This is a genomic window from Bacillus vallismortis, from assembly GCF_004116955.1.
GTDB classification, from domain to species: Bacteria; Bacillota; Bacilli; order Bacillales; family Bacillaceae; genus Bacillus; species Bacillus vallismortis.
Map to the genome: position 1 here is coordinate 2,817,221 of NZ_CP026362.1, position 25,793 is coordinate 2,843,013.

At 46.9% G+C, this 25,793-nt stretch carries 24 protein-coding genes and 2 riboswitches; of the genes, 2 read left to right on the forward strand and 22 right to left on the reverse strand.

Annotated elements, in window-relative coordinates; genetic code table 11:
• Positions 1–12: 12 nt before the first annotated feature.
• Positions 13–2,232 carry a DNA helicase PcrA gene (gene pcrA, locus BV11031_RS14910; protein WP_010329089.1) on the reverse strand — a complete coding sequence of 740 codons (2,220 nt, stop codon included), beginning with the start codon at positions 2,230–2,232 and terminating at the stop codon, positions 13–15.
• 61 nt (positions 2,233–2,293) lie between these two features.
• Complete coding sequence (gene pcrB, locus BV11031_RS14915) at positions 2,294–2,980, reverse strand: heptaprenylglyceryl phosphate synthase (protein ID WP_010329088.1); 687 nt, start codon at positions 2,978–2,980, stop codon at positions 2,294–2,296.
• A 249-nt stretch (positions 2,981–3,229) separates the two neighbouring features.
• Between pcrB and BV11031_RS14920 the strand changes: the two genes are divergently transcribed.
• Entirely contained in the window at positions 3,230–4,807 is a 1,578-nt protein-coding gene (locus BV11031_RS14920) for an FMN-binding glutamate synthase family protein (protein ID WP_010329087.1), read from the forward strand.
• A gap of 37 nt (positions 4,808–4,844) precedes the next feature.
• On the opposite strand, the gene BV11031_RS14925 is transcribed toward BV11031_RS14920, so the two are convergent.
• From BV11031_RS14925 to BV11031_RS14935, 3 genes are read right to left on the reverse strand one after another with little or no spacing between them, the layout of a single operon-like run.
• Positions 4,845–5,159 (reverse strand): YerC/YecD family TrpR-related protein, encoded by a 315-nt coding sequence (locus BV11031_RS14925; RefSeq protein WP_010329086.1) that lies wholly within the window; start codon positions 5,157–5,159, stop codon positions 4,845–4,847.
• Positions 5,160–5,161: 2 nt separating this feature from the next.
• Entirely contained in the window at positions 5,162–6,157 is a 996-nt protein-coding gene (locus tag BV11031_RS14930; protein ID WP_010329085.1) for a DUF3048 domain-containing protein, read from the reverse strand.
• A gap of 26 nt (positions 6,158–6,183) precedes the next feature.
• On the reverse strand, positions 6,184–7,926 hold the full coding sequence (locus BV11031_RS14935) for an adenine deaminase (RefSeq protein ID WP_010329084.1): 1,743 nt from the start codon (positions 7,924–7,926) through the stop codon (positions 6,184–6,186).
• 128 nt (positions 7,927–8,054) lie between these two features.
• Between BV11031_RS14935 and BV11031_RS14940 the strand changes: the two genes are divergently transcribed.
• Positions 8,055–8,288 carry a YgaP family membrane protein gene (locus tag BV11031_RS14940; RefSeq protein ID WP_010329083.1) on the forward strand — a complete coding sequence of 78 codons (234 nt, stop codon included), beginning with the start codon at positions 8,055–8,057 and terminating at the stop codon, positions 8,286–8,288.
• A gap of 484 nt (positions 8,289–8,772) precedes the next feature.
• Here BV11031_RS14940 and purD read toward each other — a convergent pair whose 3' ends face one another.
• The 17 genes from purD to pbuG all read right to left on the reverse strand — a co-directional run bounded on the left by purD (position 8,773) and on the right by pbuG (position 25,528).
• Positions 8,773–10,041 carry a phosphoribosylamine--glycine ligase gene (purD, locus tag BV11031_RS14945; protein ID WP_010329082.1) on the reverse strand — a complete coding sequence of 423 codons (1,269 nt, stop codon included), beginning with the start codon at positions 10,039–10,041 and terminating at the stop codon, positions 8,773–8,775.
• Positions 10,042–10,056: 15 nt separating this feature from the next.
• Positions 10,057–11,595 carry a bifunctional phosphoribosylaminoimidazolecarboxamide formyltransferase/IMP cyclohydrolase gene (purH, locus tag BV11031_RS14950; RefSeq protein ID WP_010329081.1) on the reverse strand — a complete coding sequence of 513 codons (1,539 nt, stop codon included), beginning with the start codon at positions 11,593–11,595 and terminating at the stop codon, positions 10,057–10,059.
• On the reverse strand, positions 11,592–12,179 hold the full coding sequence (purN, locus tag BV11031_RS14955) for a phosphoribosylglycinamide formyltransferase (protein ID WP_010329080.1): 588 nt from the start codon (positions 12,177–12,179) through the stop codon (positions 11,592–11,594). Before purN ends, purH begins: the two co-directional genes overlap by 4 nt.
• The gene (gene purM, locus BV11031_RS14960; RefSeq protein WP_010329079.1) at positions 12,176–13,216 is read right to left on the reverse strand and encodes a phosphoribosylformylglycinamidine cyclo-ligase; all 1,041 of its coding nucleotides are present in this window, start codon (positions 13,214–13,216) and stop codon (positions 12,176–12,178) included. Before purM ends, purN begins: the two co-directional genes overlap by 4 nt.
• A gap of 101 nt (positions 13,217–13,317) precedes the next feature.
• The gene (gene purF / locus BV11031_RS14965; RefSeq protein WP_010329078.1) at positions 13,318–14,748 is read right to left on the reverse strand and encodes an amidophosphoribosyltransferase; all 1,431 of its coding nucleotides are present in this window, start codon (positions 14,746–14,748) and stop codon (positions 13,318–13,320) included.
• Complete coding sequence (gene purL / locus BV11031_RS14970) at positions 14,724–16,952, reverse strand: phosphoribosylformylglycinamidine synthase subunit PurL (protein WP_010329077.1); 2,229 nt, start codon at positions 16,950–16,952, stop codon at positions 14,724–14,726. The genes purF and purL overlap by 25 nt, the downstream gene beginning before the upstream one ends.
• Positions 16,936–17,619 carry a phosphoribosylformylglycinamidine synthase subunit PurQ gene (purQ, locus tag BV11031_RS14975; RefSeq protein ID WP_010329076.1) on the reverse strand — a complete coding sequence of 228 codons (684 nt, stop codon included), beginning with the start codon at positions 17,617–17,619 and terminating at the stop codon, positions 16,936–16,938. Before purQ ends, purL begins: the two co-directional genes overlap by 17 nt.
• Positions 17,616–17,870 carry a phosphoribosylformylglycinamidine synthase subunit PurS gene (gene purS / locus BV11031_RS14980; RefSeq protein WP_003219409.1) on the reverse strand — a complete coding sequence of 85 codons (255 nt, stop codon included), beginning with the start codon at positions 17,868–17,870 and terminating at the stop codon, positions 17,616–17,618. Before purS ends, purQ begins: the two co-directional genes overlap by 4 nt.
• Positions 17,863–18,588 carry a phosphoribosylaminoimidazolesuccinocarboxamide synthase gene (gene purC / locus BV11031_RS14985; protein WP_026014466.1) on the reverse strand — a complete coding sequence of 242 codons (726 nt, stop codon included), beginning with the start codon at positions 18,586–18,588 and terminating at the stop codon, positions 17,863–17,865. The genes purS and purC overlap by 8 nt, the downstream gene beginning before the upstream one ends.
• 74 nt (positions 18,589–18,662) lie before the next feature.
• Positions 18,663–19,958 carry an adenylosuccinate lyase gene (gene purB, locus BV11031_RS14990; RefSeq protein ID WP_010329073.1) on the reverse strand — a complete coding sequence of 432 codons (1,296 nt, stop codon included), beginning with the start codon at positions 19,956–19,958 and terminating at the stop codon, positions 18,663–18,665.
• Positions 19,955–21,097: a 5-(carboxyamino)imidazole ribonucleotide synthase gene (purK, locus tag BV11031_RS14995; RefSeq protein WP_010329072.1), complete on the reverse strand. Its 1,143-nt coding sequence runs from the start codon at positions 21,095–21,097 to the stop codon at positions 19,955–19,957. Before purK ends, purB begins: the two co-directional genes overlap by 4 nt.
• Positions 21,090–21,578: a 5-(carboxyamino)imidazole ribonucleotide mutase gene (purE, locus tag BV11031_RS15000; RefSeq protein WP_010329071.1), complete on the reverse strand. Its 489-nt coding sequence runs from the start codon at positions 21,576–21,578 to the stop codon at positions 21,090–21,092. The genes purK and purE overlap by 8 nt, the downstream gene beginning before the upstream one ends.
• Before the next feature lie 140 nt (positions 21,579–21,718).
• A riboswitch (purine riboswitch) is annotated at positions 21,719–21,820 on the reverse strand.
• A gap of 79 nt (positions 21,821–21,899) precedes the next feature.
• The gene (locus BV11031_RS15005) at positions 21,900–22,097 is read right to left on the reverse strand and encodes an NETI motif-containing protein (protein ID WP_010329070.1); all 198 of its coding nucleotides are present in this window, start codon (positions 22,095–22,097) and stop codon (positions 21,900–21,902) included.
• Positions 22,097–22,651, reverse strand: coding sequence for a DUF2179 domain-containing protein (locus tag BV11031_RS15010; protein WP_010329069.1), 555 nt, complete (start codon positions 22,649–22,651; stop codon positions 22,097–22,099). The genes BV11031_RS15005 and BV11031_RS15010 overlap by 1 nt, the downstream gene beginning before the upstream one ends.
• Before the next feature lie 216 nt (positions 22,652–22,867).
• Positions 22,868–23,035, reverse strand: coding sequence for a Fur-regulated basic protein FbpA (locus tag BV11031_RS15015; RefSeq protein ID WP_010329068.1), 168 nt, complete (start codon positions 23,033–23,035; stop codon positions 22,868–22,870).
• 158 nt (positions 23,036–23,193) lie between these two features.
• Entirely contained in the window at positions 23,194–23,997 is an 804-nt protein-coding gene (locus BV11031_RS15020) for a DUF6574 domain-containing protein (RefSeq protein WP_010329067.1), read from the reverse strand.
• A gap of 208 nt (positions 23,998–24,205) precedes the next feature.
• Entirely contained in the window at positions 24,206–25,528 is a 1,323-nt protein-coding gene (gene pbuG / locus BV11031_RS15025; protein WP_010329066.1) for a hypoxanthine/guanine permease PbuG, read from the reverse strand.
• 135 nt (positions 25,529–25,663) lie between these two features.
• Positions 25,664–25,765, reverse strand: a riboswitch (purine riboswitch).
• Positions 25,766–25,793 lie beyond the last annotated feature (28 nt).

Sequence of the window (25,793 nt, forward strand, 5' to 3'; positions counted from 1 at the left end):
TTTCCTCTTCAATTACTGCTTTTCAATAGGAGCGAATGCCGCTAACAGGCGTTTTACACCGACAGGGCTCGGGAAGGCAATATCCAGCTCCGTCCCTTCTCCTTCGCCTTTCACACTAACGACAGTTCCTGTTCCCCATTTTTTATGGCCGGCCTTATCTCCAACAGCCCAGTTTAAAGTGTCTCCGCCTGTTTTGCTGGCGTAGGATACCGGACGTGAAACAGGGCCGCGTCTCGGCTGCATTTTTCTCGCAGACGGCGCTCTCGTTTCTTTTTTCTCATTTAGGTTTTCCAATAAATCATCCGGTATTTCAGCAATAAAGCGAGATTCCGGATTCATATTTGTTCGGCCAAACAAGGTGCGCATTTTGGCGTTGGTCAGATAAAGCTCCTGCTCCGCCCTTGTAATCCCAACGTAAGCAAGACGGCGCTCTTCCTCCATTTCCGCTTCTTCCATGAGAGAACGGCTGTGCGGGAAGACGCCTTCTTCAAGCCCCATCAAGAAAACAACCGGAAACTCCAGTCCTTTTGCGGCGTGGAGTGTCATCAGCGTGATCGCATCCTTGCCGCCCGACTCTTCCTCCTTCTGGTCAAGCTGATCGATATCTGCTATCAGGGCCAAGTCTGTCAGAAACGCAACGAGTGTCTTGTCTTCGCTCTTCTGTTCAAAGTTTTTCGTGACAGACAGGAACTCGTCGATGTTTTCTAAACGGCTTTGGGCTTCGATTGATTTCTCAGCCTTCAGCATTTCTCTGTATTCCGTCTTATCAAGAATTTCTTCTGTCAGCTCTGTAATGGACAAGTAGTCCTGCATATTGGTCAGGTTCTCAATCATCTGCCTGAAGCTGTCGAGCGCGTTGGCCGCCTTGGCGCTAACGCCGATAAAATCAACCTGCTGAATCGCTTGGAAAAAGGACAAGCCGTTCATCGCCGCATACGAAGCGATTTTTTCAAGTGATGTCGCGCCGACTCCGCGCTTTGGCACATTGACAATACGCGTGAAACTGATATCGTCATCCGGATTGGATACGAGGCGCAGGTACGCGAGAATGTCTTTAATTTCTTTTCTGTCATAGAACTTTGTGCCGCCGACAATGTTATAGTTCAAGCCCGCTTTAAGAAGCGTTTCCTCAATTACACGGGACTGAGCGTTTGTCCGGTACAAAATGGCGATATCCGACAGCTTCCGCTTGCCTGAGCTGTGAAGCTGATAAATTTTACCGGCTACAAACTGTCCTTCGCCGAACTCGTTATCTCCGCGGTAGTAAGAAATTTTGACGCCATCATCGTTTTCCGTCCACAGATTTTTCGGTTTTCGGTTCGAGTTGTTTTTGATGACCTCATTAGCCGCGCTCAGAATCCGTTTTGTTGACCGGTAGTTTTGTTCAAGCAAAATCACGCTTGCGTTCGGATAATCTTTTTCAAACGAAAGGATGTTGGTGATATCCGCGCCGCGCCATCTGTAAATCGACTGGTCAGAGTCCCCGACCACACAAAGGTTCTGAAAACGCTCCGCAAGCTGCTTTACGAGCATGTATTGGGCTCTGTTCGTATCCTGATACTCATCAACGTGGATGTATTGGAATTTTCGCTGATAAAATTCAAGCACTTCCGGCACACGGTCAAACAGTTTAATCGTCGTCATAATTAAATCATCGAAATCGAGTGACTGGTTTTTCAAAAGCTTTTTCTGATAGTCAGCATATACGTCGCTGACCACCTGATCGTAATAACCGCCGGCAACTTTTGAGAATTCCTCCGGTTCGGTCAATTCGTTTTTCGCACCGCTGATCGTGCCAAGGATGCTTCTTGGGTCAAACTTCTTCGGATCAAGATTGCGCTCCTTCAAAATCCCCTTGATGACCGAAAGCTGGTCCGCCGTATCAAGGATGGAGAAATTGCGGTTGATCCCGATCCGGTCGATGTCTCTGCGCAAAATCCGCACGCACATGCTGTGGAAAGTGGAAATCCAGATATCGTCCGCGCCCGGTCCGAGAATGCTTTCCACACGTTCCTTCATTTCTCGTGCCGCTTTATTTGTAAATGTGATTGCCAAAATATTCCACGGCGCCACATGCTTTTCCGCCATTAAATAAGCGATTCTATGTGTCAGGACACGCGTCTTTCCGCTTCCCGCTCCCGCCATCAGCAAGAGGGGCCCGTCCGTTGTTTTGACAGCTTCCTGCTGAACAGGGTTTAGTCCGCTTAATAATTGATTGCTAATGTAATTCAAAATTCGTTCACCCGCCTATACAAAACATATGTTCTATCATAAACCAAATCCGTACAATTTACTACTCGCCTTTCACAGCCGCTACTGTTTTCAACGCCCGGTCAAAATCTTCATAAACTGCATTGCCAACAACAACCACGTCCGCGTGCTCTGCATACTGCTTTGCCGTTTCCGCGTCCTTGATGCCGCCGCCGTAAAACAAGGTGGACGTTTCCAATACAGCCTTCGTTTTCTTCACGGCTTCTATGTCTCCAAGCACGCCGCTGTATTCCAAATAAAATATGGGAAGCTGCAGCAGCTCAGACACACGCGCATAAGCGACAATATCGTCAACACCCAGATCGGCATCCGCTTCAGTCAAAGCGGCCGCTTTGCAATCCGGATTTGCGATGCAATACCCCTCCGCCACTATTTCTTCCATAGACATCAGTTCTCCGTATTCCTTCATGGCCTTCTGGTGCATTCCGACAATCCAGTCCGCGTTTTTGCTGTTTAATACACTCGGAATAAAATATAAGTCAAAGCCGGGAACGATCGCTTCAATCGCTGACACCTCAAGGACACAGGGCACCAAAAACCGTCTCACCTTGGACATCATCCGAAGGACATTATCTTCAGTCACACCATCGCTTCCTCCGATAATGACCGCATCCGTTCCTGACTCACAAAGAATCTCCAGCTGTTCATCAGGCAAATCTTTATTTGGATCGAGTTTAAAGACATGCTTCCACTCCGTTACATCGTACACGTCATATGTTCCTCCATTCGTTTGTTACCATTTAAACATTATAACAAATTCACATAGCGCGGAAAAACGGAAAAAGCCGTTAATCTCGTTATTCACTGAAAAAGGTGTTTTGATTCTTTTTTCGTCAAAAAAGAGAGCCCCAGAAAGCCTTTTATGGCTTCAAATCTAGGCTTGCGATCCCCTTCTGTTATTGTTTGGAAAGTGTTCAACTGTGGAAAAGATTACATAAAAAAAGGGAGGCTTATGCAGGTGGAATCCATCATGATCGCACTCATCGCATTTATTATCGGGATTATGGCGATCCCCATCGTTTTGTTTATATGGATTTATATAAGAGATGAAAGACAGGAGGAGCATTCAATTCTCCGCAACTATCCCGTCATTGGAAGGTTTCGATATATCCTTGAAAAAATCGGGCCGGAGCTCAGGCAGTATTTATACAGCAACGACAATGAGGAGCAGCCTTTTTCACGAAAGGAATATGAGCAAACCGTCATCTCGGGCAAATACAAAAGCAGAATGATGGGCTTTGGATCTGTAAGAGATTTTGATAAACCGGGTTTTTATATCCGTAACGCTCTGTTTCCAACATTAAAAGAAGAAATGCATGTAAACCAAACGCCTAAAATTGAAACCCATATCTATAAACTGGATGCTGACAATCTGTTCAAACGCAAGGAACACCCCGAACAAATCAAGGCCGATCCATATTATCTCCACCCTGATGATGTGCAGGTGATCGGCGCGCATACATGCGAGAAGCCTTTTTATGTGAAGGGATTAGTCGGGCAGTCCGCCATGAGCTACGGTTCTCTTGGAGAACGGGCGATAACGGCGCTCTCAAAAGGGCTTCATCAAGCAGGCGGCACATGGATGAATACCGGTGAAGGGGGATTATCGGAGTATCACTTAAAGGGCGGCCCCGATATCATTTGCCAAATCGGGCCGGGCCTTTTTGGCGTGCGCAAAAGAAACGGTCAATTTTCATGGGAGGAGTTTAAAAGAAAAAGCAGGCTTGACCAAATTAAAGCGTTTGAGCTAAAGCTGGCGCAAGGAGCGAAAACCCGCGGCGGCCATGTGGATGGTGCCAAGGTATCAGAGGAAGTGGCAGACATCCGGAATGTCGAACCGGGAAAATCGATTGATAGCCCGAACCGCTTTTATGAATTTTCAAGCACTCCCGAAATGCTCAACTTTATTGAGAAACTTAGAGATGTTGGCCAAAAGCCAGTCGGAATCAAAATTGTCGCAGGCCATCCTGGCGAATTGCACGAGCTTTTCTCCTATATGCAGAAAAGCGGACAGCATCCGGATTTTATCACGATAGACGGGAGTGAAGGCGGTACTGGCGCTTCCTTTTATGAGCTTGCTGACACAGTCGGCCTTCCGATTATGACAGCACTCCCTATCGTTGATACGCTGCTTAGACAGTACGGCTTGCGCAGCCAGTTGAAAATCTTTGCTTCCGGAAAGCTCCTGACTCCTGACAAAATAGCGGTCGCTTTAGCCCTCGGCGCTGATTTTGTCAACATTGCCCGTGGCATGATGTTTTCCGTGGGCTGCATCCGCGCCCTCGTCTGCCACACCAACACATGTCCGGCAGGTGTGGCGACAACAGATCCAAAACTGCAAAAAGCACTGAGCGTTGAGGAAAAACAGCATCGTGTCTGCAACTACGTCATTTCATTGCGCGAGGGGCTGTTTAACCTCGCAGCCGCAGCGGGCATCAATTCGCCGGTCCGCTTTTCCAAGGAGCATGTTGTTTACCGAAAAGAGGATGGCAGCGCCGTCGAGATCGACAAACTGATCTACCAATTTGTTTCATAAAGAAACCGCCCATGCCAAACGGCAGGGCGGTTTTTTGTTATTTTGACGGAGACTCTGTTTCCGTCTCCTTCACACGGTCAAGCGCCAATTCATAGGCGTCATTGCCGTAATTTAAGCAGCGTTTCACACGGGATATCGTAGCCGTCGAAGCGCCTGTTTCTGTTTCAATTTTATGGTACGTGTTTCCTTCGCGAAGCATGCGCGCCACTTCAAGGCGCTGAGCCAGCGATTGAATTTCGTTAATTGTGCAAAGATCATCGAAGAACCGGTAACATTCCTCCAGGTCTTTCAGTGATAAGATCGAGTTGAATAACTGGTCCAGCTCTTTGCCGCGTAATTTATCGATTTGCATCGTTACACACCTTCTCCTTTACTAATGGAAGCCGCATCGAGATCGGGCACGATATTGATCCAAGTCTTTCCGGGGACAAGAGGCAGCCATTTGCCGTCTTTTACCGGCACAATTCTGCCGTTTACTTGTTTCCAGTCTGTTTCAATGACGTTTCCGTGCTGAAACAATAGACCTTTTCCCCCTGATTCTAGATCGATGTCCCGCCTTCCATCTTGATCAATAATATGATGGCTGGCTTCAACAATGAAAATATTCTGCATTGCAACCGGCTTTCCGGTTTCCCGGTCTGTCGTCATGACTCCATCAGAGCTTCTTTTATAAGCTTTAGCTTTTTTATCATAGTTATATTCGACAAGATTCGTAACGTTCTTTGTTCCATAATCTACCCGAACATTGTAAGATTCATTTGCAGGTTTTGCTTCTGATGTTTGAAACAGCAGCGGATCTGTTTTCTGCTTCAGCTCATATCCCATTTGTTCCGCCGCCTTTTTTATGTAATCATAAGACGTGTAGGAATTATGTGGCGGTTTGCTGAAATCAGCTCTCCAAAATAAGCTTCCGTCAAAATCCAATCCGTTCATATAATCGGCAGCTCCGGATTCCAGCTGCTCTTTGGCGCCAGGACTCCAGCCGTGATGGACAAATATGCTGTCAAAACCATTGTTGAGAGTGACGAAATATTCCCTCGCGCTCCGCACAGGTCCGACAGTTTCGGGCATCTGGCTTTGGAAAATGGCCAGAAATCTCGTGATTTGCCCTTCAGCAAGCGCTTCTATCACAATGTCGGCTTTAGACAGTCCTGACTGCGGCCTCGCCTTCGGATGGTTGTTTACCACAACAGCAACAGGCCGGCGTTCAGTCACCTTCTGTTCAGTTGCAAGTCCAGTTAAAGGAGCTTTCAGCTTCTTTTCAGCATCCGGGACTGCATCCTTCTGCTGGCAGGACACCAGCAGAAAAAATACGAAACACAGCATGCAAACTGTCATCCATTTTTTCATATGTCGGCTCCCCGCTCTTTTATATTTTAACGCATTATCGATGGAAAGAGTACAGTTTTTTTCATGACGTCGAAGATTCCTCTCGGCGTAATGCGTATATACGGAAGGTGCGTACTTTGCAAAAAGAGCAGCGTATAGACGGGATCACAAAACTCATAGCCTCTTTCAGTCAAAAGATCTCTCAGCTTTTGTTCCTTCTCCAGCACGTCTTCATACGCTTCCGAAGAGGCACAGCCGCACAGCGCAAGCGGAATTTCATGGAGAATGTTCCCGTTTTCCGCAAGCACGATGCCTCCCCCGATCTCTTTCATGCGGGCGAAAGCGAGCAGCATATCCGCTTTATTTTTTCCGATCGCAACAATATCACCCGTCGTCGTAAAGGAGCTCACAAATCCTTGGACGCTTGAGGCAAACCCTTTAATCATCGTATTGACGCGCCATTTCCCGTGTTTGTCGATCATCGTTAAATAACTTTCATCATGGTCAAACGAGAGCTGTTCCATCGAATTATCAATCTCAATCATATACGGCTCCATAATGACCGCATTCCGCATTTTCACGCCCATCGGCATGGAAAACTGCAAATCATCCATCGTCATATCATATGAAAGCTCAAGCGGGACAAGACCGCCTTTACTCCAGTACGTCTTTGTAAACGCCTTCAAATCACAGCCGTCTTCTCGAAGGATGGTCCCTTTTGACAGAACTGTCACGGGATTCGGGTTGAACGGATCTTCAAGTATATTGAGCGATGCCAGCCTTCCCGGTCCAACCACTCCTAAATAATCATCCATTTGATAATACTTTGCGATATTAAATGATGCCATATTGTAGGCATCGATTGCCGGGACTCCTTCTTCTAACGCGATGCGGATCAGCTCGTTTGTCATGCCGCCTTTATAGAAATTCGGAGTCGCACCATCTGTCGTGTAAAAGAAATGGTCATAATAGCGGAAGTCCTTATCATGCAGATCCTGCAAGATTTTTCTTATATCAGGGCGAATGGAGGAATTCCGAAGGGAAACATAGTAACCCAGTTCCAGCCTTCTCATCACTTCATCACCCGTCATCGCTTCATGATCACAATCCGCTCCGAACAGCTTCATTTTTGTAAGTGTTTTATCTGAAGCGCCTAGAAAATGCCCTTCAATGCGTTTTCTCTGCTTCTTTGTAGCTTGCATGCAGTGAAGCATTAAATCATCACCATCTACCAAACGAGGCCACCCGGTCATTTCTCCGCCTTGAATCACATCCGGATGTTCAATCCACTGCTTTCTGACGTCAAACGGAAGAACATGGTCCTCGTTCAGCACTTCGGTTTGAAGGTCATAACGAGACCACCAAAAATATTGAACAGGCTGCTTTTTCAGTTCATTCAAAATCGTAAGCGCTTTCTTTTTTCCGCTTTGGAAAAGCAAAAACAAGTTATCATTCACAAATGTCGTTGTCCCGTATTGAGACACATATTCAGCCAGCGTTTGGGGATTATATATTTGAAAAGGATGTGCGTGCGGTTCGATATACCCTGGCACAATGTAATTTCCTTCACAATCTATCGTATGAATTTCTTCGGCTCTATTCGGAAGTTCATGACCCACATAAACGATGCGGTCCTGATAAATCCAAATGTTTTTTTTCAGCCATTGTTTTACATATGGATTTAAGACGAGAGCATTCCGTAAAAGGAGCGTTGGAAGCAGCTTTGAGTCTACAACATCAACCTGTGCCCTGATGTCTTTGTTTTTCCAGTTAAAGGTGCGTTCGGACATTCACATACTCTCCTTTACATGTATTAGAATCATGTTATCACATCCTTCCTGATCACGCACGATAAAAACGTTACAAATTTTTGAAGGTTCAATTAAAAAACTTTTTTAAGTAAAAGGAGCGGATTTCCATGAAACCAAACATCAGTCTCATCAATGCCGTCTTCAGAATCGCCTGCGGGCTGACGATTATGTCAGTCGCCAGCGCCAAGTTTACGAAAAAGCCTTGGTGCAGAATGCATCTCTTTTACATCTTTATGGGGGCCTTAAAAGCAGGTTCGGGAATCTTGCGCTTCTGCCCTGTGGCCTACCTGTTTCAAAACAACGATTCCGACAATAACGAACAGGAGCAGCAAGACAGATAAACGAGAAAGCTTGGTCACGAAACGTGATCAAGTTTTCAGATTGTTGACAAAGTCATAAAACGGTTTTCGTTTTATGACTTTGTCATCTTTTCAGCGTGATTGAAAACCCTTGAAGTCTAGGAAGGACGAGCATTGGAGCACAGCGAATGTAGCAATTCGTGAGCACCAACGCGCAGGACTGACAACGAATGCGAGGGTTTGTCGACACGCTGAAAGCTTGGTCACGAAACGTGATCAAGCTTTTTTTATGGCATTCCTTTGTCTTCATGTAAACATATTCTATGGCTGCAAGCGCCGCAGGATAAAGAAGTGTGCATTACAGGCATGTACAGCTATGTGATAAATCCGGTACATACGCTCGAGGATTTATAGACGCTTCGATGGCCCACGGAATACCAGCCACGCTCGTTGTCTCTCTTCTTCCGCACAACACCCCGCTTTTGTATAACAAAAACCCCGCAGCTCACCTGCGGGGTTCTGCGCTTCATTTTTGGGCAGCCTTTAAAGCGCGCGCCCCAATGTCTTTTCTGAAAAAGAGTCCCGGCATAATGATCTCATCAACGGCTTTGTACACTCGGTCTCTCGCCGCTTCAAACGTGTCATCAAAAGCCGTCACATTGGCGACGCGGCCCCCGTTTGTGACGAACTCTCCGCCTTCTGCTTTCGTTCCGGCATGGAAGACCACAACCTGCTCAGTTTCCGCTGCAAGGCTGCCGATCGGCGTGCCCTTTGCGTAGCTTTCCGGGTACCCTTCTGAAGCAAGCACCACACTCACTGCCGCGGTATCCTTCCATCTTAAGTCAACTTCCTTATCATCCAATAGATCAAGAAGCACCTGTACCAGATCAGATTCCATGCGCGGAAGCACGACCTGTGTTTCCGGATCACCAAAACGGGCGTTAAATTCGATGACCTTCGCGCCATTTTCAGTGAGCATCAATCCCGCGTACAAAACGCCCGTGAAGGAACGGCCTTCTTGTACCATTGCTTTTGCAGTCGGCTTGACGATCGTTTCCACCGCATGGCGGACGGTTTCTTCCGAAATGTGCGGAACTGGCGAGTAGGCGCCCATCCCGCCCGTATTAGGGCCTTTGTCTCCGTCAAACGCCCGCTTGTGATCTTGGGCGATCACCATTGGATAGACCTTTTCTCCTTTGACGAATGCCATCAGAGAAAATTCTTCGCCGGACAGAAATTCTTCAATGACAACAGACGCGCTCGCATCACCGAATTTTTCATCCTCAAGGAAATCATGCAGGCATGCCATCGCTTCTTCCTCTGTCATGGCAACTGTAACGCCTTTTCCGGCCGCAAGTCCATCTGCTTTTATGACAATCGGAGCGCCTTTTTCCTGCACATATGCTTTTGCCTCTTCAAAAGATGTAAATGTGTCGTATTCTGCGGTCGGAATGTCGTATTTCTTCATTAAATCTTTAGCGAACTGTTTGCTGCCTTCGATGATCGCAGCGGCTTTTGACGGGCCGAATACAGGAAGACCCGCTTTTTCGAATTCATCCACCAGACCTTCTATTAAAGGAACCTCAGGCCCGACAATGGTCAAGCCGACCTGATGTTCTTTTGCAAACGAGACAAGCCCGGCGTGATCGTTTTCTTCAATGTTTATTAGCTGTGCGGAAGCTGCCATGCCATCATTTCCAGGGGCGGCAAATACGTTCTCTACGAGGCTGCTTTGCGCCGCCTTCCATGCCAGCGTATGTTCTCTTCCGCCTTTACCGATAATGAGTACATTCACGTCGTTTTCATCCCCTTAATGTTTGAAGTGTCTAATGCCGGTGAATACCATGGCAATGCCGTACTCATCCGCTTTTTTGATGGAATCCTCATCACGTACAGATCCCCCTGGCTGAATGATAGCCGTAACGCCCGCTTTGACCGCTTCTTCGACAGTATCCGGCATTGGGAAAAATGCATCTGATCCAAGTGCGCTGCCTTTCGCTTTTTCTCCCGCTTGCTTGATGGCAATTTTCGCTGATCCGACGCGATTCATTTGGCCTGCTCCCACGCCGACTGTCATGTTGTCTTTCGCAAGAACGATCGCATTTGATTTCACATGCTTTACGACTTTCCACGCAAGCTTCAAGTCTTCCCACTCTTGCTCGTTCGGCTCTCTTTTTGTTGGGATGCTGATCTCAGCATCATCAAATCCGTGCATATCTAAATCTTGAATCAGCAGCCCGCCTTGAACAGATGTCAGTTGTTTTTCTTTTTGAACGGCAGCTGTCACATCAAGCGTCAGCAGACGAAGATTTTTCTTCGCAGTCAAGATGTCAAGTGCTTCTTGGCTGAATGAAGGCGCAATGATGATTTCTAAGAAAATGTTGTGAAGCGCCTCTGCGGTTGCTTTGTCCACTTCACGGTTCAGCGCGATAATGCCGCCGAAGATCGATGTTTGATCGGCTTCAAACGCTCTGTCAAACGCTTCTACGATCGTTTTTCCTGTTCCGACGCCGCACGGATTCATATGCTTCACAGCAACCGCAGCCGGCTCAGTGAATTCACGGACGATTTGAACAGCTGCATCAGCGTCTTTAATGTTGTTGTAAGAAAGCTCTTTGCCGTGAAGCTGTTCTGCTTGCGCAATGGAGCCTTTGACAGGAAGAGCTGTTTGATAGAATGTCGCTTCCTGATGCGGGTTTTCTCCGTAGCGAAGTGATTGTTTTTTCTCAAATGTCACAGTGAATTGCTCTGGTTCTTTTTCACCGACAACATCTGTCAGATAGTCAGCAATCAGTGCATCATACGCCGCCGTATGACGGAATACTTTTGCCGCCAGCTCGCGTTTTTTCTGAAGAGATACGCCGCCCTCTTCTTTGATTTGGTTGAGTACTGGGCTGTAATCGGCCGGATCGACGATAACCGTTACATCCTGATGGTTTTTCGATGCCGCACGCAGCATGCCCGGTCCGCCGATGTCGATGTTTTCAATCGCTTCTTCATATGTGACATCTACTTTAGAAATCGTTTCTTTAAATGGATAAAGGTTGACGACAACGAGGTCAATCGGCTGAATCCCGTGTTCATTGATCTGCGCCATATGCTCTTCATTGCCGCGAACCGCCAGAAGACCGCCGTGAATATTCGGATGAAGTGTTTTGAGCCGTCCGTCCATAATTTCAGGAAAGCCTGTCACTTCAGAAATTCCGATGACGTTCACACCGTTTTCTTGAAGAAGCCTTTTCGTTCCGCCTGTTGAAATCACTTCAACGCCAAGCTCTGTCAGTTCTTTTACGAAAGGAACGAGATTTGTTTTATCTGAAACGCTGATTAATGCACGTTTAATAGTCATGCCTTTTCACCTCTGTTATTTAATCCTAATAGCTCTTTAATCACACGCGGATACCATTTATGCTCAAGCTTGTGAATCCGCTGTTCGATTGTTTGCAATGTATCATATTCGTCAATTTCGATTGCCTTTTGAGCGATGATCGGGCCTGTATCCATTCCTTCATCAACATAATGCACAGTGATTCCGGCCACCTTCACACCCGCGCGGTACGCCTGTCCGACTGCGTCGATTCCGGGAAACGCCGGAAGAAGTGACGGGTGAACGTTAATGATTTTTCCTCCGTATGCTTGAAGCAGCGTGTCACCGATCAGCCTCATATAGCCGGCAAGAACAATCAATTCAACGTCATGAAGATGAAGCTGTTCAATAATGGCCCGTTCAAAGGCGTCCTTGTTTTCATAAGACTTCGGCTCAAATGCAAAGGATGGAATGTGAAATGTTTCCGCCCGTTCGATGACTTTCGCCTGCGGTTTATCGCAAACGAGAAGCGATACGGACGCATCCCAGTTCTCCTCTTTTAGACGCGTCACAATGGCTTCGAAGTTTGAACCGTTTCCGGATGCAAATACCGCAAATTTTTTCATGAAAGCGCCGCACCGCCGAATATGACGCCTTCGCCTTGCCTCACACGCCCGATCAAATAGGCGTTTTCACCATGCCTTTCAAGCGTTCCGATCACATCTGTCAGATGCTCTTCTTTAACTGCCAACACAAAGCCGATGCCCATATTAAAGACGTTGAACATGTCTTCTTCCTTCAGCTTGCCGTACTTTTGCAGGAAAGAGAAAATCGGGGGGATCGGCCATGAGCCGTGATCGATTTCCGCACTTAAGCCTTCCGGAAGCATACGCGGGATATTTTCGATAAATCCTCCGCCTGTTACGTGAGCCATGCCGTCGACTTTTCCGCTTTTCACCGCGGCAAGCACAGGCTTCACATAAATTCTTGTCGGTTCAAGCAGCTCCTCGCCGAGCGGACGGTCAAACGGTTCATATGTTGTATCAAGATCCAGCTCCGCATCGTCCAGAAGCACTTTTCTCACAAGGGAAAATCCGTTGCTGTGAAGGCCGCTGGAGCTCAGGCCGATCAAAAGATGGCCTTCCTCGATGTTTTCTCCGGTGACGATTTCGTCTTTTTCCGCCACCCCGACTGAGAAACCGGCAATATCGTATTCATCAGCTGTATAAAGTCCCGGCATTTCAGCCGTCTCGCCGCCGACCAAGGCAGAACCTGACTGCTCACAGCCGTTCGCCACACCTTGCACGATTTGCTCAATTTTCACAGGATCCGCTTTGCCGACCGCTAAATAATCGAGGAAAAACAGCGGCTCTGCACCTTGTGCCAGCACATCATTGACACACATCGCAACAGCGTCAACGCCAATCGTGTCATGCTTATCGATGGAAAAAGCGAGCTTTAATTTTGTGCCGACTCCGTCCGTTCCCGAAATTAAAACTGGTTTTTGATAAGAAAGCTCAGACAGGTCAAACATGCCGCCAAAACCCCCAAGGCTGCCCATAACGCCAAGCCGTTTTGTGCGCTCCACATGTTTTTTCATTCGTTTTACAGCTTCATATCCGGCTTCGATGTCAACTCCTGCGTTTTTATATGCTTCAGACATCCTATTCACTCCTTTTAGGCGCTTTTCAAAATATCTCTCCGAACGAGGGCAGAAAGAGAAAGGCAGCCAAAACGCGCTGCCTTTATGTCATTTTCAAGTTTTTATTTGGTTAATACCGCTTCTTTCACATGAGGAAGCACTGTATCCTGGTAAATTTCAGTCGGATATTTTCCTGTAAAGCACGCGAGACACTGTCCGCAATTCGCGTCATCGTATTTTCTGCCGATGCCTTTTAAGAGCCCATCCACACTCAAAAATGAGAGGGTGTCGGCCCCGATTTCCTGACGGATTTCTTCTACAGAATGGGAAGACGCGATCAACTCTTCATGTGTGGACGTATCAATGCCGTAAAAGCACGGATGTGCGATCGGCGGTGAACTGATTTTCACATGCACCTCTGTCGCACCCGCTTCTCTGAGCATCGTGACAATCCGGCGGCTTGTTGTTCCGCGCACGATCGAGTCATCCACCATAACGACGCGTTTGCCTTCCACAACCCCGCGCACCGCTGATAGCTTCATTCTGACGCCTTGCTCACGCAGAGCCTGGGACGGCTGTATAAACGTTCTGCCGACATAGCGGTTTTTGATTAAGCCGAGCTCGTACGGGATGCCTGTTGCTTCAGCATATCCGATCGCCGCAGAAATACTGGAATCCGGAACCCCTGTTACAACATCAGCCTCAACTGCGGATTCCTGAGCCAGCATTTTCCCAAGGTTTTTACGCGCGCTGTGCACATTAATGCCGTCGATATTACTGTCAGGTCTGGAGAAATAAATATACTCCATGCTGCAAATGGAACGGTTGATATTCATCGAAAAACGCTCTGATTTCATGCCTTCATCATTGATGATCAGCATTTCGCCCGGTTCTACCTCACGAAGGTACGTGGCGCCGACAACATCAAATGCGCACGTTTCTGATGCGACCACATAAGCGTCGCCCAGCATGCCGATTGACAGCGGCCTCAGCCCGTTTGGATCAAGCGCGACAATCATTTCTGTTTCGGTCATAATCAAAAATGCGTATGCGCCTTTCAGCATGGAAAGGGAATTTTTCATTTGGTCCTTCAGCGTGAAGTGGCCGCTTCTTTTGATTAGGTGAGCCAATACCTCTGTGTCCGAAGACGTCTGAAAAATGCTTCCTTGATTTTCGAGCTGCTGCTTCAGCTGAGTGGCATTGACAAGATTTCCGTTATGGGCAAGCGCCAGGCTGCCGTTGTTTTGGGAATGGAAGAGGAGCGGCTGAACATTTTCATAGCCGCCGCCTCCAGCCGTCGCGTACCGAACGTGCCCGATTGCGCCTTTTCCTTTCACTTTGCTGAGCTCGCCATTTTGAAACACTTCGGTGATCAGCCCTTGGCCTTTGTGCGCCGTCAGTTTTTCACCGTCAGTCGCCACAATGCCAGCGCCCTCCTGTCCTCGGTGTTGGAGGCTGTGGAGGCCGTAATACGTGATTTGCGGAGCTTCTTCATGTCCCCAAATCCCAAATACGCCGCACTCTTCATTTAAGCCCTTGATTTCAGCAAGCATGGGATAGCTCCTTTCCATGCGCGTTCAAGCTCTTTCGTTTGCGCATGAATCAATTGTTGTCCGTCTTGGTTTTGAATCGCCAGAAGTCCGTCAGCTGTTACTTCACCGATATGAACGGCATCTTTTACAGCCGCTTCAAACGCTGTTTGATGTTCTGTTTTCACAGAAACGACGAAGCGAGATTGAGATTCAGAGAATAATAATGCTGCTTCCCCTTTTACAGTTACGCTCACACCAAGGTTTTCCGTTGTCATGACACTTTCCGCAATCGCTACGCCCAGACCGCCTTCAGACACATCGTGCGCAGATTGAACAAAGCCTTTTTTAATCGCGTCAAGCAATGCTTTTTGGCGTGACAACTCTACATCAAGGTCAATTTGCGGCGCTTTTCCGTAAATGCTGCCTTCTGTCATTTTTTGCAGCTCGCTACCAGCAAACTCAGGTTTTGTTTCCCCGATCACGTAAACGAGATCTCCCGCTTGTTTAACATACTGTGTTGTAATGTGTGCTGTATCTTCAATTAAGCCGACCATGCCGATTACAGGTGTCGGGTAGATCGCCGTGCCGTTTGATTCGTTGTAAAGCGATACGTTTCCGCCGATCACCGGTGTGCTAAGGACATTGCACGCCTCGCTGATGCCGTCAGCCGATTTTTCGATCTGCCAGAAAATTTCCGGTTTCTCCGGGTTTCCGAAGTTAAGGTTATCTGTAACCGCAAGCGGTTCTGCACCTGAGCAAACGATGTTGCGCGCCGCTTCAGCGACAGCGATTTTCCCGCCGACTTCAGGATCAAGATAGAGATAACGCGCGTTACAGTCTGTCGTCATCGCCAGCGCCTTTTTCGTTCCGCGTATTCTGAGAACACCCGCATCAGACCCGGGAGCGACAACTGTGTTCGTCCGCACCATGTAGTCATACTGATCGTAAACCCACTCTTTGCTTGCGATCGTCGGCTGCTGGAGGAGCGCCTTCAATGTTTCATTCGCATCGTCAATTTGAGGAGCCGGAACGTCAGTTTCTAAAAACTCGCGGTAGTATGCTGGTTCTTGTGAAGGCTTATGGTAAACCGGCGCTTCTTCTGCCAAGGCATCAACAGGCAGCTCGCATACAACCTCTCCTTTGTGTGTCAGGCGAAGTATTTTATCATCTGTTACACGCCCGACAGAAACCGCTTCAAGATCGTACTTGTCAAAAATATCGATGATTTCCTGCTCACGTCCGCGCTCGATGACCAAAAGCATCCGTTCCTGTGATTCAGAAAGCATCATTTCATATGCAGTCATGCCTGTTTCACGCTGGGGAATCAGGTCAAGGTTCATTTCAATACCAGAGCCGGCTTTACTTGCCATCTCCGCACTTGAGCTTGTTAAACCGGCAGCTCCCATATCCTGAATGCCGACTAACGCATCGCATTGGATGACTTCCAGGCATGCTTCAAGCAAGAGCTTCTCCATAAACGGATCGCCGACTTGAACGGCAGAACGCTTTTCTTCAGACGAATCAGACATTTCTTCAGAAGCAAACGTAGCGCCGTGGATTCCGTCACGCCCTGTTTTTGCTCCTACGTACATGACTGTGTTGCCGACACCCTTCGCCTGGCCTTTTTTGATATCTTCATGGTTGATTAGACCGACACACATTGCGTTGACGAGCGGATTTCCTTCATAACTGCTGTCAAACTGCACTTCTCCGCCGACTGTCGGGATGCCGATACAGTTGCCGTATCCGGCGATACCCGCTACTACTTCTTCAAACAAGTACTTCACGCGCGGTGAAGTCAGTTCGCCAAATCGAAGAGAGTTCAATACAGCGATCGGACGGGCACCCATTGAGAAAACGTCACGGATAATGCCGCCTACGCCAGTCGCAGCGCCTTGGTAAGGTTCGAGAGCTGATGGGTGGTTATGCGATTCAATTTTGAACACAACCGCTTGGTTGTCACCGATATCAACGATTCCGGCGCCTTCCCCCGGACCTTGCAGCACACGCTCGCCGCTTGTCGGGAATTTACGCAGAATCGGCTTTGAGTTTTTGTAGCTGCAATGCTCTGACCACATGACAGAAAAGATTCCGATTTCTGTGTAGTTCGGCAATCTGCCAAGAATGGATTCAATCAATGCAAACTCATCATCACTGACACCCATTTGCTGATACAGTTTCTCTTCTTTTATTTGTTCTTTACTTGGTTCAAGCAGTAGTGACATGAGTTTCCCTCCAATTTTTCACGATAGACTGAAACAATGTAAGACCGTCGGCGCTTCCAAGCAGTTCATCAACCGCGCGCTCAGGATGAGGCATCATGCCTAATACGTTGCCTTTCTCATTCACGACACCGGCAATGTCGCTGACACTTCCGTTCATATTGGAGCCGTATGTGAACGCGATTTGATTGTTAGCTTTCAATGAAGCAAGCGTTTCGTCATCACAATAAAAATTCCCTTCACCGTGGGCAACCGGGATGGTAATCGATTGGTCCTTTTCGTAGGAAGAAGTGAATAAGGTTTCGTCGTTCTGAACAATCAATTCAGCCGGACGGCAAATGAACTTCAAATCTTTGTTGCGTCTCATTGCGCCTGGCAGAAGGCCGAGCTCCTGTAAAATCTGGAATCCGTTGCAGACGCCAAGAACAGGTTTTCCTTCAGCCGCCGCCTGTTTGACAGCTGGCATAATATTCGCAAATCGGGCGATAGCGCCGCATCTTAAATAATCGCCGTAAGAAAATCCTCCCGGGATTAACACGCCGTCGAAGCCGTCAAGGCTTGTTTCCTCATGCCAGACGTATTCCACTTCATGGCCAAGCTCATCCTTTACAGCATGATACATATCGATATCACAGTTGGAGCCGGGTAACACAATCACCGCAAATTTCACTGTGCGACTACCTCCTCAACCTCGTATCTGTAATCTTCAATTACTGTATTCGCAAGAAGTTTTTCGCACATTTCTTTCACCAGTACGTCAAGATCGCGGTCAGATTTTTCAATGGTAAGCTCCATGTATTTTCCGATCCGCACATCTTGAACTTCGTTGTAAGTCATACTGTGCAAGGCATGCTGGACAGCGCTCCCTTGTGGATCTAGCACACTTTCTTTTAAGCTGACATAAACTTTCACTTTATACATGATGAATGCCTCCCAGTCTTTTGAAAATCTCTTCGTATGCGTCGGTTAAGCTTCCCAGATTGCGCCTGAATAAATCTTTGTCCAGCTTTTCGTTCGTGTCTTTATCCCACAAGCGGCATGTGTCAGGAGAAATTTCATCCGCCAATAGCACTTGCCCGTCTGCATCTAAACCGAATTCAAGCTTGAAATCTATTAATCTGACATGACAATCGTCAAAAATGGCCTGAAGCTCTTCATTTACTGTTTTTGTAATGGACTTGATCGTTTCTACCTGCTTAGAGTTTGCCGCTTTTAAAAGCCAAATATGATCTTCTGTGATGAGCGGATCACCCAGCGCGTCATCCTTGTAGTAAAACTCGATAATCGGCTGTTCAAGCTCCGTGCCTTCTGGAATGCCGAGACGTTTGGACATGCTTCCTGCCACAACATTTCTGACGACGACTTCAAGCGGCACAATCGTCACTTTTTTAATAAGCTGCTCTGTTTCAGATATGCGCTCGATGAAGTGGTTGTTAATCCCCTTAGTATGAAGGTGTTTGAAAATCAGGCTTGAAATCTCGTTATTTAAGCGTCCTTTGCCGCTGATTTCTGCTTTTTTCTCGCCGTTAAAAGCAGTGGCGGAGTCTTTATACACGACATACAGCGTGTTTTCGTCATCGGTTTTGTAGATCTTTTTTGCTTTTCCTTCGTATAAAAGTTCATTCTTCACAATATTCACGGAAGGCCTCCTAACCCGAATGTTGGGAATTTTCAAACTGCGACGACTTAGAAGAAGCCGCCTAAAAGCTTCTTCTATGCCAAACCTAAACGTTCAAAGATCAGATCAACATTTTTCAGATGGTAGTTGTAATCAAAGCAGTCAGCGATTTTTTCCGGAGAAAGACGGGACGTGATTTTCTCTTCCGCTTCCACAAGCTCACGGAACGGCACTTGTTTTTCCCACGCCTCCATTGCTTTTGGCTGCACTGTATCATAGGCTTCTTCACGAGTCAGGCCTGTGTCAATCAAGGCAAGCAGTACGCGCTGAGAATAAATAAGGCCGAGCGTGCGGTCCATGTTGCGCTTCATGTTTTCCGGGAAGACCGTTAAATTTTTCACGATGTTGGAGAAACGGTTCAGCATGTAGTTCAACGCAATTGTCGCATCCGGTAGAATAATCCGTTCTGCTGAAGAATGAGAAATATCGCGTTCGTGCCATAATGGAACATTTTCGTAAGCCGTCATCATGTAGCCGCGGATGACGCGCGCCATGCCTGTCATGTTCTCAGAGCCAATCGGATTGCGTTTGTGCGGCATAGCGGATGAACCCTTTTGCCCTTTCGCGAAGAATTCCTCAACTTCACGTGTTTCACTCTTTTGCAGACCGCGGATTTCCACTGCGAATTTCTCAACACTTGTCGCGATCAAAGCGAGTGTCGCCATATAATCAGCATGGCGGTCACGCTGAAGCGTTTGTGTTGAAATCGGCGCAGCTTTCAATCCGAGTTTCTCACAGACATATTGCTCTACAAAGGGATCGATGTTCGCGTATGTGCCGACCGCGCCGGAAATCTTCCCAACCTCGATGCCTGCTTTCGCTTGTTTAAAACGCTCAAGATTCCGTTTCATTTCTTCATGCCAAAGCGCAAGTTTTAAACCGAATGTTGTCGGCTCAGCGTGTACGCCGTGTGTGCGCCCCATCATGACTGTGTATTTATGCTCTTTCGCTTTTTCTTTTATGATGTCAACAAATCTCTCAAGGTCCTTGAGCAGAATATCGTTTGCCTGTTTTAATAAGTAAGAAAGCGCAGTGTCCACAACGTCAGTTGACGTTAATCCGTAGTGCACCCATTTTCTTTCTTCGCCCAGTGATTCGGAAACGGCGCGTGTAAAAGCGACAACGTCATGGCGCGTGTCCTGTTCGATTTCTAAAATGCGGTTGATGTCAAATGACGCGTTCTCGCGCATAACCTTTACGTCTTCTTTTGGAATGACGCCAAGCTCCGCCCACGCTTCACAGGCAAGAATCTCAACTTCCAGCCATGCTTGAAATCTGTTTTCATCCGTCCAAATCGCGGACATTTCAGGTCTTGAATAACGTTCGATCATTCTGCTTGTCCTCCGTCTCTATTCATCCATTTATTTGTAATCTCCTGAATCCAGTGGTCTTCAGGCTGCTTCATAAATGTAATATGCCCCATTTTGCGGCCTTTTTTGATTTCATGTTTTCCGTATATATAGAGCTTTGCTTCTTTTATAAGCTCCGGCTCTTCCTCCACAAGCTTCACTTCATCGCCGAGTAGATTTACCATCATGCCCGGCTTCAGCAAATCTGTTTTCCCGAGCGGAAGGCCGCACACCGCTCTAATATGCTGTTCAAACTGGCTCGTTTCGCAAAGATCCAGCGTATAATGCCCTGAATTGTGCGGTCTCGGCGCCAGTTCATTGACCAAAAGCTCTCCGTCTTCGGTCAGGAACATTTCAACAGCGAGCGGCCCGACAAGGTTAAGGTCGCCTGCAAGCTTAACGGCCAGCTCAGCAGCCTTCTTCTGAATTCCTTCCCCCACCCGCGCAGGCACGATGCTTTGGAATAGAATATTGTTGTAATGTATGTTTTCAGCTGCCGGAAATGCAGAAACTTCGCCGTTTACCGATCTGACGACAATGACCGACAGTTCCATTTTAAAAGAAACCCAGCTTTCGAGAATGCAAGTTCCGTGTTCTAAAAGAGCGGCAGCCTGCTCCATTTGCGCCTCTTCCTTGATCACAAATTGGCCTTTGCCATCATATCCGCCGCGGCATGTTTTCAGTACTGCGGGAAGCCCCAGATCCTGTACCGCCTGTTTCAGTTCATCCTTTGACTTGACGATTTTGTACGGCGCGACTTCACAGCCCGCGTCTTGAATGGCTTTTTTCTCTGTTTCACGGTTTTGGGTAATGAGCAGCAGCTCACTTCCTTGCGGGAGATACGCATGATCTTTTAGCCAATGCAGCGCATCATAGTCGATGTTTTCAAATTCATACGTGATGATGTCGCTGATTTCAGCCAATTTCCGAATCGCTTCACGGTCATTGTAATGAGCGGTAATCTCAACATCCGCAACCTGGCCGCACGGCGAATCTTTCACTGGATCAACGACCGCGACTTTATACCCCATTTGTTTAGCGGACACAGCCATCATTTTCCCAAGCTGGCCGCCGCCGATGATGCCGATGACAGCTCCCGGATAGATCGTTTGTTTAGACAAGCTGATCACTGCTTTCTAACACCGCCTGTTTTGTTTTTTCTCTTCTATCATCCAGCTTACGGGCAAGATCCGCGTCAAAAGCTGACAACATCTGCGCCGCTAACAGGCCTGCGTTCACAGCGCCCGCTTTGCCGATGGATGTTGTCGCAACAGGCACGCCTCCAGGCATCTGGACGATGGAAAGAAGTGAATCGAGTCCGTTCAGCGCCTTAGACTGAACCGGAACTCCGATGACCGGCAGCGTCGTTTTTGCAGCCGTCATCCCCGGCAAGTGCGCCGCCCCTCCGGCTCCAGCGATGATCACCTTGATGCCTCTTTCTCTCGCAGTCTCAGCGTATTCAAACATGAAATCAGGCGTCCGGTGAGCGGAAACGACCTTTTTTTCGTACGGAACATTAAGTTCGTCAAGTATGTCGCATGCGTTTTTCATTGTCTCCCAATCGGAAGTGCTTCCCATGATGATTCCTACTAGCGGCTGCATTCTGTTCCCACCTTCTCATGCTTTTGTTTTCAGAAAATAAAAAATACCCGCTCTGCATTGCACTTATGAGGAAGCAATACAAACCGGGCATGGTACATGTATCGTCAGTCGTTCGCTTCTGCGATATATCCATGTCAGTTTTATCGATCACTTTCCTGCATAGTCCGGCAATTTACGGTTGCCGGGTAGAAACTTATGGGCCATATTCCCAAGATTATATGAGGTCGTGTTTTGATTTCATGTTTATCTTAACAACGGACATGGATAATGTCAACGATATTATCGAACGATACAAAAATTGATTCTGTTAATGTTCGTGTTTTAGATCAGTTTCCCTTCAAAAATGATTTTTCTCCCGCATGGAACGATCTGAATTGACCCATTTTCCTTTTTCTCCATAAAAATAGGCTCCTCCATTCGCCGTACAGGCAAATATCCTTCCTCTTTCATTTGCTGAATCACAGCGTCAATCGTTTGCTGCTCTGTCACTTCAAACTTTTTCTTCTTCGGCTTTGCCATTATTCTTTAATTCTCCTCTTCTTCACCGCTTTGACCCAGAAGCCGCCGTGGATTGTTTTTGGTTCATACGCAATAATAAAGGCTTTTGAATCAATTGTCTTAATCGTATCATACAGCTGGAGTTCATACTTTCTCGGTGTCAGAATCTGAAGGGCTGTACGGTCGCCTTCAAGTCCGCCGGCCACCCAGTTTGTCACGCCGTAGCCTTTTTCACGGAGCTGCCTTGGAAGATCAACATCCAGCTCCTTCGTAATCACATTGACCATAATATAGCCAAGCGCCAACTTTTCTTCTATTTTCATGCCGACAATGACGCCAAGACCGTATCCAAGCGCGTACGCAATTACGTTTTGAATCTGGTCTAAGTTATCAAGCACCAGACTCAGCCCTGTCACATAAACCAGTATCTCAATCGTACTAATACCGCCAGCTAAATACCTCTGGCCTTTCAGCGTTAAAATCATTCTTATCGTGAAAAATGACACGTAGACAATATTAATAATGAGAATTATGAGTGCCATAGCTATCCCATTTGATAAGATGGTTTGCATCATTTCATTTCATCTCCCTACTCTTCAGCATGCATAAAGCATTCATATTCTACTAGAGAAACACGCCGTTTTCAATCAACCGATGCCCTAAACCGCTTGAAAAAATGTCAACACGCTTTATCAGATTAAACAGTAGTAGCTTACCCTTTTTCTAACCTTTTCAACATCAAAACAAAAAAGCCCGCTTTTCAGCAGACTCATCTCTTCTCATATCTATTGTCAGATCTCTTTTTTCATTTTCAGAAGGGACTTGTATTCTTTTTCAAGCTCACTCAGTGTATAGTCAGCAAGCTGTTCCCCTCTTCCCTGATAAAATTCCGAGAGCAGTAATTTGTTTTTTAAAAATTGCTTCTTTTGATTAATCGCTCGGCGAAGTACTTCAGCCATGTCCATCATCCTCCTTACACATAAAGGTTTGTACGCTGGACGTTTACAGCATTTTCACCATCATACACGGATTAATCCTACAAATCAACTATGTTTTTTAGATATATTTGTAAAAAGTGTGACATAAAAAAACCGGCTATGAACACCGGTTTTTTTCATTAAAGCGGAATCAGCGACGCCGTGAAATATTCAGAGATAAACGGCCAGGTCACTGCCGTAAACAGCAGCCCTACAGCAACTACCGCAAACACACAATAGATATAGTCAATCGGTGCGTCCTGTGCGGCCTGATACAGACGCTGGACATACAGCGCCATCATGAAAAAGATCGAAAACAAGATCAGCACTGTAAACAGAACTGTTAGCATCGGGATATTTACGATCGCAAAGATCAGCCAAAGGAGTGAAACAGCAATTACCGGCACTAACAATGAGCCTACACCGGCAGCAATTTCTCTGAACGTCACCTTCTGCTTCATCATATAGCGGGAAACGGCCCATATGGCAAAGACCATTACCGCGAAAAAGAGAAGCAAATACACAAGAACGACTAAAAATCCGTCATAGAAAGCGTGATGGCGTTCTCCAAACCCGAGCGGCCGATTCCAGCTGGCCTTTAACTGAAACCAGTTCCCGATTGAAAAGATCAAACTGAATATAAGCATTGAAATCAGGCCATACTTATAATGAGAAAAACCATCCGTAACAACGGTTTTCGCTGGTGATTTTAAAATTGAGAACGCAAAACCGCAATACCTGTTGATGGCTGCCCATACAGACGCAAGCTTGTCTTTAACAGTTGATTCACCGCGTTCCTTATGCAGTTTCTGCTTTTGTTTTTTCTTCTGCTTGCTTTGCCTGCTCGCCTTTCTGGACATTCTCGATAGCGGCTCTTCATCTGCATCTATTCTTTCACTCTGGTTAACTTCTTCTTCATACATTTCTTTTCTTTCTTCCGTCATGTCAGCAACTCCTATAAATAAAATACAGCGGAATACCATTCAGCAAGAAAATAAAACACTTATATAAGGTACCGAAGCCTTCCTGAACAGTCAAGTTATTTCCTTTTACATCATGCATGGCGGCACATCTACATGACGGTATATCCTATGAAATGGTTTTACCCTTTGCAACAAAAAAACCAGCTGCATCAGCAGCTGGTTTCATTCCTTATTTTAAGAAGATAAAGTACAGGATAAACACCACAAACAGTCCGTACATGATCGGATGAACCTCTTTTGCTTTTCCTTTGCACACCATTGTAATTGGATAGAAAATAAATCCAATCGCAATCCCGGTCGCGATGCTGTATGTTAACGGCATCATGATCATGGTAAGGAAAGCGGGAACGGCCACCTCGAACTTATCCCAAGCGATTTTGCCAAGCGGCGCCACCATCAATGCACCGACAATAATCAGTGCCGGAGCTGTTACATTTGAGGTAACGACTGATAGAAGCGGTGAGAAAAACGTAGCCAGTAAAAAGAGAATGCCTGTTACAATTGCCGCAAATCCTGAACGGGCACCCGCAGCGACACCTGAGCTTGATTCCACGTAAGAAGTTGTGGTTGACGTACCGAGCATGGCGCCGATCACAATGGAAGATGAATCAGCCAAAAGCGCACGGCCCGCACGCGGCAATTTATTTCCCTTCATTAAACCTGCTTGAGTTGCCACGGCAACAAGTGTACCCGCCGTATCAAAAAATCCGACAAACAAGAATGTTAAAATGACGATCAGCATTTGCACGGAGAAAATATCCGGCAGGTGAATCCATGCTTGTCCGAAAGTCGGCTCAAGGCTCGGCACACTGCCGATGATTTGAGTCGGAACCGGAACCAAACCGAAAATCATGCCGGCAACTGCTGTTAACAGCATCCCGATAAACACGCCCGCGTTCACGCGAAGCACCATTAAAATAACCGTTACAATCACACCAAAAATCGTTAACAGCACAGGACCGCTGTGAATGTTTCCAATGGTGACGAGTGTAGAAGGGTTAGAAGTAATAATTCCGGAACCTTGTAACCCAACGAATGTAATAAACAATCCGATCCCCGCGCCGACAGCCAATTTCAGCTCCGGCGGAATCGCGTTGATGATTTTTTCACGAAAACCTGTTAACGAAAGAGCAACAAAGATAAGACCTGAAATGAAAACACCAGACAAAGCGGCCTGCCATGAAATGCCCATGCCGAGGACGACAGAAAACGCAAAAAACGCGTTCAGCCCCATACCTGGCGCGATGGCGATCGGATACCTCGCGATCAATCCCATTAAAATACAGCCTGCTGCAGACGCCAGCGCTGTCGCTGTAAAGACCGCGCCTTGATCAATTCTCAGCGCCTCCGGAAAATCTTTCACGCTCTCCAAAGCAAGCGTAATCGGATTGACGAACAGAATATATGCCATCGATAAAAAAGTCGTTAATCCGCCAATGATTTCATTGCGATAGCTGGTGCCCAGCTCATCAAACTGAAAATACGTTTTCAAGCTATTTGACTCCCTTCACTCTTTGCTATTTATCCTGCCCTGAAATCGCCAAATAAAAAACGCCCCAATGCATTTTGGGACGCTTGACTACAGACGGATTCCAGTTTGAATAAATAAACGTGTTTTATTTATATCAAACGAAAGAAATGTTTACGTAGTCAAGCCATTTACGGTAGCTTGGTAGAGACTTGCGAGCCATATCCCCGCGATTATACGAATTCATCTTATTTGATTTCTGTGTCTATTGTACCAATTGCGACATGAA

What these genes read in the sequence shown, in the direction of transcription:
- purM (WP_010329079.1), bottom strand. Translation starts at nt 13,216, where the DNA reads ATGTCTGAAGCATATAAAAACGCAGGAGTTGACATCGAAGCCGGATAT.
- BV11031_RS14935 (WP_010329084.1), bottom strand. Translation starts at nt 7,926, where the DNA reads ATGTCCGAACGCACCTTTAACTGGAAAAACAAAGACATCAGGGCACAG.
- purF (WP_010329078.1), bottom strand. Translation starts at nt 14,748, where the DNA reads ATGCTTGCTGAAATCAAGGGCTTAAATGAAGAGTGCGGCGTATTTGGG.
- purB (WP_010329073.1), bottom strand. Translation starts at nt 19,958, where the DNA reads ATGATCGAACGTTATTCAAGACCTGAAATGTCCGCGATTTGGACGGAT.
- purS (WP_003219409.1), bottom strand. Translation starts at nt 17,870, where the DNA reads ATGTATAAAGTGAAAGTTTATGTCAGCTTAAAAGAAAGTGTGCTAGAT.
- BV11031_RS14930 (WP_010329085.1), bottom strand. Translation starts at nt 6,157, where the DNA reads ATGAAAAAATGGATGACAGTTTGCATGCTGTGTTTCGTATTTTTTCTG.
- BV11031_RS14925 (WP_010329086.1), bottom strand. Translation starts at nt 5,159, where the DNA reads ATGCAAATCGATAAATTACGCGGCAAAGAGCTGGACCAGTTATTCAAC.
- purH (WP_010329081.1), bottom strand. Translation starts at nt 11,595, where the DNA reads ATGACTATTAAACGTGCATTAATCAGCGTTTCAGATAAAACAAATCTC.
- BV11031_RS15015 (WP_010329068.1), bottom strand. Translation starts at nt 23,035, where the DNA reads ATGGCTGAAGTACTTCGCCGAGCGATTAATCAAAAGAAGCAATTTTTA.
- BV11031_RS15005 (WP_010329070.1), bottom strand. Translation starts at nt 22,097, where the DNA reads ATGGCAAAGCCGAAGAAGAAAAAGTTTGAAGTGACAGAGCAGCAAACG.
- purL (WP_010329077.1), bottom strand. Translation starts at nt 16,952, where the DNA reads ATGTCACTACTGCTTGAACCAAGTAAAGAACAAATAAAAGAAGAGAAA.
- BV11031_RS14940 (WP_010329083.1), top strand. Translation starts at nt 8,055, where the DNA reads ATGAAACCAAACATCAGTCTCATCAATGCCGTCTTCAGAATCGCCTGC.
- BV11031_RS15010 (WP_010329069.1), bottom strand. Translation starts at nt 22,651, where the DNA reads ATGATGCAAACCATCTTATCAAATGGGATAGCTATGGCACTCATAATT.
- purE (WP_010329071.1), bottom strand. Translation starts at nt 21,578, where the DNA reads ATGCAGCCGCTAGTAGGAATCATCATGGGAAGCACTTCCGATTGGGAG.
- BV11031_RS15020 (WP_010329067.1), bottom strand. Translation starts at nt 23,997, where the DNA reads ATGACGGAAGAAAGAAAAGAAATGTATGAAGAAGAAGTTAACCAGAGT.
- purN (WP_010329080.1), bottom strand. Translation starts at nt 12,179, where the DNA reads ATGAAAAAATTTGCGGTATTTGCATCCGGAAACGGTTCAAACTTCGAA.